At 72.1% G+C, this 12,173-nt stretch carries 8 protein-coding genes and 2 tRNA genes; 8 read left to right on the top strand and 2 right to left on the bottom strand.

The genetic code is table 11. The features are described from left to right. The first annotated feature begins 109 nt into the window (after positions 1-109). The 6 genes from ACFPQ9_RS09180 (at position 110) to ACFPQ9_RS09155 (ending at position 6,064) form a co-directional block, all read left to right on the top strand. Complete coding sequence (locus ACFPQ9_RS09180; protein WP_380849518.1) at positions 110-442, top strand: hypothetical protein; 333 nt, start codon at positions 110-112, stop codon at positions 440-442. Positions 443-920: 478 nt separating this feature from the next. Then, a complete protein-coding gene (locus ACFPQ9_RS09175) occupies positions 921-1,838 on the top strand; it encodes a bifunctional MaoC family dehydratase N-terminal/OB-fold nucleic acid binding domain-containing protein (RefSeq protein ID WP_380850067.1) in 918 nt (305 codons plus the stop codon). 29 nt (positions 1,839-1,867) lie between these two features. Beyond that, positions 1,868-2,317: a MaoC/PaaZ C-terminal domain-containing protein gene (locus tag ACFPQ9_RS09170; protein WP_380850064.1), complete on the top strand. Its 450-nt coding sequence runs from the start codon at positions 1,868-1,870 to the stop codon at positions 2,315-2,317. Continuing rightward, a complete protein-coding gene (locus tag ACFPQ9_RS09165; RefSeq protein WP_380849515.1) occupies positions 2,314-3,480 on the top strand; it encodes a lipid-transfer protein in 1,167 nt (388 codons plus the stop codon). The genes ACFPQ9_RS09170 and ACFPQ9_RS09165 overlap by 4 nt, the downstream gene beginning before the upstream one ends. 146 nt (positions 3,481-3,626) lie before the next feature. After that, the gene (locus ACFPQ9_RS09160; protein WP_380849512.1) at positions 3,627-4,187 is read left to right on the top strand and encodes a SigE family RNA polymerase sigma factor; all 561 of its coding nucleotides are present in this window, start codon (positions 3,627-3,629) and stop codon (positions 4,185-4,187) included. A 221-nt stretch (positions 4,188-4,408) separates the two neighbouring features. Next, positions 4,409-6,064, top strand: coding sequence for a long-chain fatty acid--CoA ligase (locus ACFPQ9_RS09155; RefSeq protein ID WP_380849509.1), 1,656 nt, complete (start codon positions 4,409-4,411; stop codon positions 6,062-6,064). Positions 6,065-6,180: 116 nt separating this feature from the next. Here the strand turns inward: ACFPQ9_RS09155 and ACFPQ9_RS09150 are convergent, their stop codons facing one another. Together ACFPQ9_RS09150 and ACFPQ9_RS09145 are read right to left on the bottom strand one after the other, a co-directional pair. After that, the gene (locus tag ACFPQ9_RS09150; protein WP_380849506.1) at positions 6,181-10,578 is read right to left on the bottom strand and encodes a hybrid sensor histidine kinase/response regulator; all 4,398 of its coding nucleotides are present in this window, start codon (positions 10,576-10,578) and stop codon (positions 6,181-6,183) included. Between the two features lie 355 nt (positions 10,579-10,933). Continuing rightward, a complete protein-coding gene (locus ACFPQ9_RS09145) occupies positions 10,934-11,461 on the bottom strand; it encodes an SSI family serine proteinase inhibitor (protein ID WP_380849503.1) in 528 nt (175 codons plus the stop codon). Between the two features lie 169 nt (positions 11,462-11,630). Between ACFPQ9_RS09145 and ACFPQ9_RS09140 the strand changes: the two genes are divergently transcribed. After that, positions 11,631-11,721, top strand: a tRNA-Ser gene (locus tag ACFPQ9_RS09140). Positions 11,722-11,940: 219 nt separating this feature from the next. Next, a tRNA-Arg gene (locus ACFPQ9_RS09135) sits at positions 11,941-12,013 on the top strand. Positions 12,014-12,173: the final 160 nt, after the last annotated feature.

Genomic DNA, 12,173 nt, shown 5'->3' with positions numbered 1-12,173 from the left:
CCGGGGCGGTCGGCCAACTGCCTGGGAACAAGCCGTACTTCATGCGTACTGCATGCACCACCAAAGCGTCCGGCGGGGAGCCTGGGCGCACCTGTTCTGGAGGAACAACATGGCAAGCATCCGTACTGCCCGCGTCATCGCAGCCGTCTCCGCCCTACCGCTCGCTGTCGCCCTTTTCTCCGGCGTCGCGACGGCGGACAACGGCGCCATCGCGGACAACGGATCCAGCGCGACTGTCACGGAGACGGAGGCCGCTCAGGGCCTCATCGGCAGCGGGGTCGGTGGCGACAACTGGGGCACCTCGTCCACCACCCAGCAGCAGGCGACCGGCTCCGGTGCCTCGAACCAGAGCAACACCGCCCAGGTCAACGGCTCCGCCTTCACGGCCGTCAACCAGGGCAACGACAACACGTCGGTCAACTTCACTCCGCTCTGGTGGTGAGCTGAGGGGGTCGGTGCCCCGGTGCTCAGGCATCGGCCCCCTCGGAACTGTGGGTGTGCTGTGGGGTGTAACGCGTCTGCGCGGCGGTGCTTCGGTACCGCCGCGCAGGCGTTTTCGGCTGTCGTGACGCCGGTTCTGCGGGGGCCGCGGTGCGGGTACTCCCGTCGGCCTTGACGGTCCGTCGGCCTTGGCAGTCCCGTCGGCCTTGACAGTCCATCGGCCTTGACAGTCCCGTCGGCCTTGACAGTCCATCGGCCTTGACAGTCAACCGCATCTGACGGACAGTCAGAAATCTTGGTGGGTCAGGTGAAAGTTCTCGAGAACTCGTGGGAACCGGATCGGCGGTCGCGGTGTACCAGAAGTGTCAGTGCGATGCGCCGTGGGGCGATGGCGCGATGAGGACGATGGGGACGAGGGGGCGACGGTGGGGTACGGGCCGGGGGTGAGCCAACAGGTGGCGGCGGACGACGAGCTCGACATGCGGCTGAAGGCCTACGAGGGCCGGCCCGCCGCGGTGACGCGTGCGGGAAGGGATGCCGTGAACGCGGCCATGATCCGGCACTGGTGCGAGGCGATGGGCGACACCAATCCGGCGTACTCGGGTCCTGACGCCATCGCACCGCCCACCATGCTCCAGGCGTGGACCATGAGCGGCCTCACCGGCCGCCCGGGCCGCGCACACGCCTATGACGAGCTGCTCGGCCTGCTCGACGAGGCGGGCTATACGTCGGTGGTGGCCACCGACTGTGAGCAGGAGTATCTACGGCCCCTGCGTCCCGGGGACGAGATCACCTTCGACTCGGTCGTCGAGTCGGTGTCGGAGAGGAAGATGACCAAGCTCGGCACCGGCTACTTCGTCACGACCCGTATGGACATCCACGTCGGACCCGACCTGGCGGGCACCCACCGCTTCCGCATCCTCAAGTACACGCCCCGGCCGCCGGCGGGACGGTCGAGGCCCGACCGCGACCGTCAGCAGAAGCCCGCCCGCCCCCGCCCCGTCGTCAACCGCGACAACGCCGGCTTCTGGGAAGGCGTCCGACACCGCAGACTCCTCATCCAGCGCTGCACCGACTGCGGCACGCTCCGCCACCCCTGGCTGCCCGGGTGCAGCGCCTGCGGGGGCCCGGACTGGGACACGGTCGAGGCGTGCGGCGAGGGCACGGTCTATTCGTACGTCGTGATGCACCACCCGCCGTTCTCCGCCTTCGACCCGCCCTACGCGGTCGGCCTGATCGAACTGTCCGAGGGCGTGCGGATGATCGGCAATGTGCTGGGAGTGCCGTGCGACAAGGTGCGGATCGGGATGCCGGTGCGGCTCGAATTCCACGAGTACGACGAGGAGTTGGTGCTGCCGGTCTGGCGTGCCCCGGAGGCTGAGGAGGCGGTCGCATGAGCGGCGACGAGCGGACCGTGGAGAGCCGAATCAGGGCGGGTGACGAACTGGCTCCGCTGGAGATCCCGATCACCCGCACACTGATCGTCGCCGGGGCCGTCGCCTCCTGCGACTACCAGGACGTGCACCACGACCCGGAGTTGGCCCACCAGAAGGGCTCTCCCGACATCTTCATGAACATCCTGACGACGAACGGCCTGGTCGGCCGCTACATCACCGACCACTTCGGATCGACGGCCATCCTGCGCAAGGTAGCCATACGACTGGGGGCGCCCAACTACCCGGGCGACACCATGGTGTTGACGGGCCGGGTGGAGGAGGTCGACGGCGACACGGCGACGGTACGGGTGGTCGGGGCCAACGGCATCGGCAAGCACGTGACCGGCACGGTGACGGTGACCGTGCCCGCGGGAGAGTCGTCCGCCACTGCGTCCGCGGGAGAGCCGTCCGCCACCGCGTCCGCGGAGGGCCCGGCATGAGCGTGCGGGAGCGGGACGCCCTGGGCGGTCGGGCGGCGATCGTCGGTATCGGGGCCACCGAGTTCTCCAAGGACTCCGGACGCAGCGAGCTCCGGCTGGCCGTGGAGGCGGTGCGGGCCGCGCTGGACGACGCGGGGCTCACGCCCGGGGACGTGGACGGGATGGTGACGTTCACGATGGACACCAGCCCGGAGATCACCGTGGCGCAGGCGTGCGGGATGGGGGAGCTGTCCTTCTTCTCCCGGATCCACTACGGCGGCGGCGCCGCCTGCGCGACCGTCCAGCAGGCCGCGCTCGCGGTGGCGACGGGGGTCGCGGAGGTGGTGGTCTGCTACCGGGCCTTCAACGAGCGGTCGGGCCGGAGATTCGGCTCGGGTGTGCAGCACCGGGAGCCGTCGGCGGAGGGCGCGGCGCTCGGCTGGTCACTGCCGTTCGGGCTGCTCACCCCGGCGTCCTGGGTGGCCATGGCGGCCCAGCGCTATCTGCACACCTATGGGCTGACGCCGGAGGCGTTCGGGCATGTGGCGGTGGTGGACCGCAAGTACGCGGCGACCAACCCGGCCGCTTACTTCCACGGCAGACCCATCACCCTCGCCGACCACACGGCCTCGCGCTGGATCGTCGAGCCGCTGCGGCTGCTGGACTGCTGCCAGGAAACCGACGGCGGCCAGGCGATCGTCGTCACCTCCGTCGAGCGGGCCCGAGACCTGCCGCACGCACCGGCTGTCATAGCGGCCGCAGCTCAGGGCGCCGGCCGTGGGCAGGAGCAGATGACGAGCTTCTACCGGGACGATCTCACCGGCCTGCCGGAGATGGCCGTGGTGGCGCGGCAGCTGTGGCGGACGGCGGGCCTGGGGCCCGGGGAGATCGACGTGGGGATCCTCTACGACCACTTCACACCGTTCGTCCTGATGCAGCTGGAGGAGTTCGGGTTCTGCGGAAAGGGGGAGGCGCCGGGCTTCGTGGCCGAGGAGAGGCTGCCGCTCAACACCCACGGGGGGCAGTTGGGGGAGGCGTATCTGCACGGGATGAATGGAATCGCGGAGGGGGTGAGGCAGGTGAGGGGGACGTCCGTGAATCAGATACCCGGAACCGAGCGGGTGCTGGTGACGGCCGGAACAGGGGTGCCGACCTCGGGGCTGGTGCTTGCCGCCGACGGGTGACCCTCAGGGGTAATCCCGCAGTAGGCCTCCCTCCCTCGTCCACCTTCAGGAGGTGGAGTCAGCCCCACCCCTACAACCTGAGGCGGACTTGGCTTCGGCACCTGCGGCCGATCCGCCGAAGTAGGGGTCGCTCATAGCGTGGAGCCATGACCACACCCGTCTGCACCAGCGCTTCCGACGCCGCGACGCGGTCCCTTCCGAGCGCGACGTATCCCTCCTTCACGTCGTACGTACGGGCCCGCCAGCCGGTGCTGCTGCGTACCGCCCGCTCGCTCACCGCGAACCCGAGCGACGCGGAGGATCTGCTGCAGACCGCGCTGGCCAAGACCTACGTCGCCTGGGAGCGCATCGAGGACCACCGTGCCCTCGACGGCTATGTGCGCCGGGCGCTGCTCAACACCCGGACCTCGCAGTGGCGCAAGCGTAAGGTCGACGAGTTCGCCTGCGACGAGCTGCCCGAGCCGGAGCCGGTGCCCGGCCAGGACACCGACCCCGCGGAGCAGCAGGCGCTGCACGACGCGATGTGGCGCGCGATCATGCGGCTGCCGGCACGGCAGCGGGCGATGGTCGTCCTGCGGTACTACGAGGACCTCAGCGAGGTCCAGACGGCCGAGGTGCTCGGGGTCTCCGTGGGCACGGTGAAGTCGGCGGTGTCGAGAGCGCTCGGCAAGCTGCGCGAGGACCCGGAGCTGGGCCTGGTTCGGTGATGAGCCGGAGCTACGCCTGGTCCGGTAGGACCCTCGCGGCCGGCGGTGAGCCCCTCCCCTCACCCTCGGCGGCAGAGCTCTCTCACCCCTACCGGCTGAGCTCTGTGAACGCAACGTGACATGATCGATCGCCCGACCCTAGTGACATACCGCGCGGTATGCGCGCAGAATCTCCGCAACCCTTACCGCCGCGTAGGCAATGTCGCCCCCGGGAGGACGCCGTGCTGAGCACCGTGCAGGACGTACCGCTGCTGATCTCGAGGATCCTGGCCCACGGGTCCACGATCCACGGCACATCGCAGGTCACCACCTGGACCGGTGAGGCCGAGCCGCACCGCCGGTCCTTCGCCGAGGTCGGGGACCGCTCGGCCCAGCTGGCGCATGCCCTGCGCGAGGACCTGGGAGTGGTCGGCGACGAGCGGGTCGCGACCCTGATGTGGAACAACGCCGAGCACGTCGAGGCCTACTTCGCGATCCCCTCCATGGGCGCGATCCTGCACACCCTCAACCTCCGGCTCCCGGCCGAGCAGCTGGCGTGGATCGTCAACCACGCCGCCGACCGCGTCGTCATCGCCAACGGCTCGCTCCTCCCCCTGCTCGCCCCGCTGCTCCCGCACCTCAAGCCGGTCGAGCATGTGGTGGTGGCCGGTCCGGGCGACCGTTCCCTCCTCGCGGGCGCCTCCGTCCAGGTCCACGAGTACGAGGACCTGATCGCCGGCAAGCCGACCACGTACGACTGGCCGGAGCTGGACGAGCGGCAGGCCGCCGCCATGTGTTACACCTCCGGCACCACGGGCGACCCGAAGGGCGTCGTCTACTCGCACCGTTCGATCTACCTGCACTCCATGCAGGTCAACATGACCCAGTCGATGGGTCTGACGGACCAGGACACCTCGCTCGTGGTGGTCCCGCAGTTCCACGTCAATGCCTGGGGCCTGCCGCACGCCACCTTCATGACCGGCGTCAACATGCTGATGCCGGACCGCTTCCTGCAGCCCGCGCCCCTCGCCGAGATGATCGAGCGCGAGAAGCCGACGCACGCGGCCGCCGTGCCCACCATCTGGCAGGGCCTGCTCGCCGAGCTCAACGCGAACCCGCGTGACGTCTCCACCCTCGGCCAGGTCACCATCGGCGGCTCGGCCTGCCCGCCGTCGCTCATGAAGGCGTTCGACGACCTCGGCATGCGGGTCTGCCACGCCTGGGGCATGACGGAGACGTCCCCGCTCGGCACGGTCGCCCGGCCGCCGGCCCACGCGGTCGGTACGGAGGAGGAGTTCGGGTACCGGCTCACCCAGGGCCGTTTCCCGGCGAGCGTCGAGGCCCGGCTCACCGGCCCCGGCGGCGAGCGCATCCCGTGGGACGGCGAGTCGGCGGGCGAGCTGGAGGTGCGCGGCCCCTGGATCGCCGGCGCCTACTACAACGGCCCCGACGCCGAACCGCTGCGCCCCGACGACAAGTTCAGTGAGGACGGCTGGCTGAAGACCGGCGACGTCGGCGTCATCTCCCCCGACGGCTTCCTCACCCTCACCGACCGCGCCAAGGACGTCATCAAGTCCGGCGGCGAGTGGATCTCCTCGGTCGACCTGGAGAACGCGCTGATGTCCCACCCGGACGTCGCCGAGGCCGCCGTGGTCGCCGTCCCCGACGAGAAGTGGGGCGAGCGTCCGCTGGCCACGGTCGTTCTCAAGGAGGGCGCCAGCACCGATTTCGAGGCCCTGCGCAGCTTCCTCGCCGACGAGGGCAAGATCGCCAAGTGGCAGCTGCCTGAGCGCTGGACGGTCATCGAGGCGGTGCCGAAGACGAGCGTCGGCAAGTTCGACAAGAAGGTGCTGCGCAGGCAGTACGCCGAGGGCGGGCTGGACGTCACCAAGCTCTGACGGGGGGCGCTGTAGGGGAACTGTCGTCGGTCAGCTGCGGGTTGTCCGTGGCTGGCCGCGCAGTTCCCCGCGCCCCTTAAAAGGGGCGCTTCGGCAGAGACCGTCAGTTCGTCCCGTCAGTTCGTCCCGATCCGCGACAGCAGATCCACGATCCGTGCCTGCACCTCGGCGCTGGTCGAGCGTTCCGCGAGGAACAGCACCGTCTCGCCGGAGGCCAGCCGCGGCAGGTCGGCCTGGTCGACGGCGGCGGTGTAGACGACGAGCGGGGTGCGGTTGAGCTGGCCGTTCGCGCGCAGCCAGTCCACGATCCCGGCCCGGCGGCGGTGCACCTGCATCAGGTCCATCACGACCAGGTTCGGCCGGAAGTCGCCCGCCAGCATCACCGCGTCGGTGTCACTCGCGGCCCGCGCCACCTGCATCCCCCGCCGCTCCAGCGTCGCGGTCAGCGCCAGCGCGATCTCCGCGTGCTCCTCGATCAGCAGGACACGCGGCGGGTGCTGCTCGCTGTCCCGGGGGGCCAGCGCCTTCAGCAGTACGGCGGGGTCGGCGCCGTACGCCGCCTCCCGCGAGGCCTGGCCGAGCCCGGCCGTCACCATCACCGGCACCTCGGCCGCGACCGCGGCCTGCCGCAGCGACTGCAGCGCGGTCCGGGTGATCGGCCCGGTCAGCGGGTCCACGAACAGCGCGGCCGGGAACGCCGCGATCTGCGCGTCGACCTCCTCGCGCGAGTGCACGATCACCGGCCGGTAGCCGCGGTCGCTCAGCGCCTGCTGGGTCGTCACATCCGGCGCGGGCCAGACCAGCAGCCGCCGCGGGTTGTCGAGCGGCTCGGGCGGCAGCTCGTCGTCCATCGGCTGCGGGCGCGGGGTGTCGGCGACCTCGATGGCGCCGCCCGGCCCGTCCAGGGGTTCGGGGCCCTCGGCGGCGTTCTCGTCCGGCGCGCCTATGGCGTACGACCGTCCGGCCGCCTCGGCCGCCGGCGCCAGCCGCGACTGCCCGGCCATCGAAGGCTGCGGCTGCCCGCCGAGCGACGGCTGCGGCTGTGCCGCGGTCACCGGCTGCTCGGCCGGCGGATGCGGCCGCGCCGTCTGCTCCGCCGGGGCACCGGCGCGGGCGGTGGGGTCGGGCGGCGTACCCAGCTTGCGGCGGCGTCCACCGTTGGTCTGATGCGGGGGAGGCGTGGCCGACGACTGCGCGGCGGGCGCGGGCTGCTGCACCTGGGCGGCCTGCCGGGTGAAGGGCACGCCCTGCCCCAAGGTCCGCACACTGATCGCGCGACCCTGCGTCGAGTTCGGGTCGACGGGAGCGCCCGGAGCACCGGGCCCGGCGGCAGCGGCGGCTTCGGCGGGAAGCGGTTGCGCCGCCCGCTGCTGCCCGCCCGCCGCGGCGGATGCGGTTTCGGGAGGCAGGGGAGTACCCGGAGCGGGCGTGCCCGGCCCCGGCTGGCCCCCCTGCCCCGGCTGCGGGACGTTCGGAGTCGGCGGTACGGGGGTGGCGGCGGCGTTCGGCGCCACGGCCGTACCCGCACCGGAGCTGTCGTCGGCAGCGGGCCACGGCTGCGGGGCCGGGACGCCCTGCGCCGGCGTGCCCTGCGCGGGGACACCCTGACCGGGAGCCGCCTCGACGGGCAGGGGCCGGCCCGGCGCGGGCTGGGCCTGAGCGGCGGCCTGGACGGGCTGCCCGGCCACTGACAGGGCCTGCGCCTGCTGCGCCGGCACCATCTGCCCCGGAGCCATCTGCCCCTGAGTCACCTGTCCCGGAGCCACCTGCCCCTGGGGCACCTGCGCCGGGACCTCCTGCGCGGGCGCGCCGGCGGCCTCCGCCGGCTGGGCCACGGCGCGTCGGCGACGCCCGGTCGGTGCGCTGGTGGGGTGCGGCTGCGGCGGGGTGTGGTCGTCAGCCTGATCGTGCGGTACGGCATCGTGCCGGCCCTCGTCACCGCGTACGCCTCCCGGCGCCCCCTGCCCCTGCCCCGGAACCTGGGCCGGAACCGGAACCGGAGCCGGAGCCGCGGGAGAAACCGGAGTCATCGAGGCGGCGGCAGCCGGACCCGCGCCCGGCGCCTGAGCCGGCTCGGCCTGGCCCGGCCCCTGTGCCGCCTCGGCGGGCGCGCGGTCCGCCTCGGCCGGCGGCAGCGCGAACACCGTACGGGCCCCCGCCTCCTGCGCGGCACTCCGTTCGGCCGCCGCGGCCAGGGCACGGCGACGCCGCCCGGTCGGCTGGGAGGCATCGCCCGAGGCGGCCGTACCGGACGCGGCAGCCGCCGGAGTGGTGTCGGCGGCCGGAGCGGGCAGGGCGGGCGGCAGCGCGTGCTGCTCCCCGCCGTCCCGCCGGGCACGTCGTCCGCCGGGGGCGGGCACGCCCTGCGGCGGTACGGTCCCGCCCAGGCCGTTCCCGGTCGCGGCGGCCCCGGCGGCGTGCTCGGCGGCCGTCACCACGGCGCCCTCGGAGACATCGCCGCCGTCCTCGGCGGGACGTCCGCGGCGCCGCCCGGTGCCGCCGGAGGCCTCGCCGCCACCGCCACCGCCACCGCTACCGTCACCCGTGCCTGCGCCCCCGCCCGCGGGCAGCTCGGGCGCGGCCGCACGCCTGCGCCGTCGTCCGGTGGGCGCGGCGGCCTCGGCGTCGGATCCCGCGGCGTCGGCCTCGGGCGTGTCGCTCTCCAGGAAGGCGTCGACGGAGGCCCGCCGGGCCCGCCGCCGTCCGGTGCCGCCGCCAGGCCCGGCACCCGCGGCACCGCCTTCGGTCCCGTCAGCCCCATTGGCCTCGATAGTCCCATTGGTCCCGATAGCTCCATTGGTCCCGTCGGCCCCGTCCTCGGCGGCAGCGGAGGGAACGGCCGCGACGGCCCCCGCCCCACCCCCGATGGGCACTTCGAGAACGAACGCGCTGCCGCTCATCCCGGGCACCTCGTGCGTCTGGAGCACGCCGCCGTGCGCCCGTACGATCCCGCGAACGATCGGCTCGTGCACCGGGTCTCCCCCGGGATACGGCCCGCGCACCTCGATCCGTACGACCTCGCCGCGCTGTGCCGCGGCCACGACGACGGTGTTGTCCAGGTAACCGCCCGCCGACACGGGCGAGTTGCCGGTGGCGTCGACCCCGGCGACATCCGCGACGAGATGCGCGAGCGCGGTGGCGAGGCGCCGCGGGTCGACCTCGGCCTCGATGGGCGGCGCGTGCACGGCGAACTGCACCCGCCCCGGGCCGATGAGGTCGACGGCCCCGTCGACACCCGCGGCGACGACGGCGTCGAGCATCACCTTCGTACGGACGACCTGCTCGCCGCCGGAGTCCAACTGCTGGTAGCCGAGGACGTTGTCGATGAGTGTCGTGATCCGCGAGTAACCGGCGGACAGGTGATGCAGCACCTGGTTGGCCTCGGGCCACAACTGCCCCGCGTCGTCGGCGGCGAGCGCGGCCAGCTCGCGGCGCAGTTCGTCCAGCGGGCCGCGCAGCGACCCGGCGAGGAGCGTCAGCAGCTGGTCGTGCCGGCCGGACAGCGCCTCGTAGCGGTCCTTCTCGCGCTCGCCGAGAGCGGCGTAGCGGTCCTCGCCGGCGGCGAGTTCCTCGGCGTGCCGCTCCTGGAGCTCCTCCACCTCGGTGACGTGCTTCTGCCGCAGGGCGGTCAGCTCGGAGGCATGCTCCTCGGCGAGCCGTTCGAGTGCGTCCTCGTGCTGCTTCTGCGCGGCGTCCTTCTCGTCGGCCAGCGTGTCGTAGGGCCGCCGGTCGGTGAAGGTCATCACGGCACCGACGAGCTGATCGCCGTCGCGCACGGGCGCGGTCGTCAGGTCGACGGACACCTTGTCGCTGCTCTTGGACCACAGCACCTGCCCGCGCACCCGGTGCTTGCGCCCGGAGCGCAGGGTGTCGGCGAGCGGGGACTCCTCGTACGGGAAGGGCGACCCGTCGGCACGGGAGTGCAGGACGAGGGTGTGCAGCTCGCGCCCGCCCAGGTCGCTGGCCCGATAACCCAGTATCTGAGCGGCGGCCGGATTGACGAGGACGATCCGCCCTTCGGTGTCGGTCCCGACGACGCCTTCCGACGCCGCCCGCAGGATCATCTCGGTCTGCCGCTGCGAACGCGCCAGCTCGGCCTCGGTGTCGACGGTCCCGGAGAGGTCGCGCACGACGAGCATCAGCAGCTCGTCGCCGGTGTAGCCGTAGCCGTCGTAGGCCTGGCCGCCGTTCTCAAGATTCGCGGACGTGACCTCGACCGGGAACTCACTGCCGTCGGTCCGCCGGGCCATCATCCGGGTCGGCTTGGTCCGCCCCTGCGGATCCATGTGATCGGGCCGCCGCATGGACCCGGGGATCAGCTTGGAGTCGAACTGAGGCAGCAGATCGAGCAGCCCACGCCCGACCAACGCGGTCCCCGGAGCCTCGAAGGTCTCCAGCGCGATGGTGTTGGCGTTGACGACGGTCCCATTGGCGTTGACCAGCACCAACGCATCGGGAAGCGCGTCGAGTATGGCTGCGAGGCGAGCAGCGCCTCGGGATGGCCTGCTGCTCACGAGACGCTTCCTCCCTGTTACCGCACCTTGCCGACCGCTCGGGCCATCTTGCCAACCGGCCCGCGGCGTGTCACGCGAGGGAGTCTAAGGGCTGGGGTTGCGCTCGCGACGCCGGATGAGAGGGAGGTCGCACGACGAAGTGACCCAGAACGTACGACCGCCTGTGCCGTCGTCCTTCCCGTGTCCGCCCGGTGTCCACGCCGACTTCGCGAGACCTTCGCGGGACTTTTGCGGATCCGGTGCGTCCGGTATGGAAAGCCTGTGCGACGGGGGACGGGCGACGCCGGCGACGGACCGCACATCGGACCTTCGGCTCATCGACGATCGGCGGGGCCCGAGGCGCGCTTGCTTCTGCCTAGGACGGGCGTCCTTGCGCCCGCAGGTCGGGAAGGAGTGGCACGAGCCGGTCCCACCGGGCGATCTCGCACCCGTCGCTGCGGTCGAAGCGGGCGTCGACGGGGCGCCCGGCCCAGGTCCCGGTGACGCGCGCGGTGGCCGGCCCGCCGTACTGCATGGTGCAGAAGGTGCCCTGCGGCACGGGAGCGAAGGCGTCCTTGCCCCAGCGGGTGCCGCGGTCGAGCGCGGCACAGGCGTCGGCGGCGCGAGGGTGGTCGCCGCGGGCCGGATGGCAGGCCAGCTCGTACGTCCCGTCGGCGCCGCCGGCCCTGCGGACGGTGACGGTGAGACGGTCGCCGGCCCGACCCGGGTCCTTGAGGAGCGGGACCGCGGCGGGCGCGGCGGCGGCCGGTGCGACGGAGGTGAGGCCGAGGGCGGCGAGGGCACTGGCGGCGGCGAGGGTACCGGTGGTGGCAAGGGCGCCGGTGGCGGCGAGGAAGGCCCGGCGAAGGCGGCCGGCCCGGGCGGAACGATTGACCTGCAACATGACCTGACCAACGCCGCACACCCTCGGACGTTGCGGCCCTCGCAGCACGCCGGGAAGGGCTTTGCCCTGCGACCTCTCCGACTAGTACCGTGGGAGTCGATTGGTGACAGCGCGCTCGACTGTGTCATCATCTGCACGCACCACTCGCGCTCGCGCGGGCGGCTGTGCTGGAGGCGTCGCCTAGTCCGGTCTATGGCGCCGCACTGCTAATGCGGTTTGGGCCTTAAAGCCCATCGAGGGTTCAAATCCCTCCGCCTCCGCGCTCGATCACGAAGCCCCGGTCCCTGGACCGGGGCTTCGTCGTTCGCCCTGCTCGGACCGCCCGTCCACCGCCCGCCCGTCGGGCGCCTCAGAGGGCGTTTTCGCAGGTCGCAAGGGGTGGGGTAAACGGATTTCACATGGCGGCGGCAGTCATGTAATGTTCTTCCTGTCGCCGCGAGCGGGCCAGAAGGACCGGGAGCAGCGGGAAAACACAACAAGCACTCGTAGCTTAACGGATAGAGCATCTGACTACGGATCAGAAGGTTGCAGGTTCGAATCCTGCCGAGTGCACATAGATCAAAGGCCCCGGAGCGATCCGGGGCCTTTGAGTTTTTCGGGCTGTACGGCAGCGAAGTTTCGGTCGGCAGTGTGGTCGAGGTTGGTGTTGGTGCGCGGTCGGCGCTGGCAGGTCATCCGCTGGCCATCGACGAAGCCCGGCCGTCGGTTAGGT

Origin of the sequence: Streptomyces coerulescens, from assembly GCF_042657965.1 — a bacterium.
Taxonomy (GTDB): Bacteria; Actinomycetota; Actinomycetes; order Streptomycetales; family Streptomycetaceae; genus Streptomyces; species Streptomyces coerulescens.
The sequence above is the reverse complement of the archived record's forward strand: the minus strand, read 5'-3'. Positions and strand labels throughout refer to the sequence as shown.

Bases quoted from the DNA above. Each gene is read 5' to 3' on its own strand.
- ACFPQ9_RS09145 (WP_380849503.1), bottom strand. From the start codon at position 11,461: ATGTTGCAGGTCAATCGTTCCGCCCGGGCCGGCCGCCTTCGCCGGGCC.
- ACFPQ9_RS09160 (WP_380849512.1), top strand. From the start codon at position 3,627: ATGACCACACCCGTCTGCACCAGCGCTTCCGACGCCGCGACGCGGTCC.
- ACFPQ9_RS09175 (WP_380850067.1), top strand. From the start codon at position 921: ATGCGGCTGAAGGCCTACGAGGGCCGGCCCGCCGCGGTGACGCGTGCG.
- ACFPQ9_RS09180 (WP_380849518.1), top strand. From the start codon at position 110: ATGGCAAGCATCCGTACTGCCCGCGTCATCGCAGCCGTCTCCGCCCTA.
- ACFPQ9_RS09165 (WP_380849515.1), top strand. From the start codon at position 2,314: ATGAGCGTGCGGGAGCGGGACGCCCTGGGCGGTCGGGCGGCGATCGTC.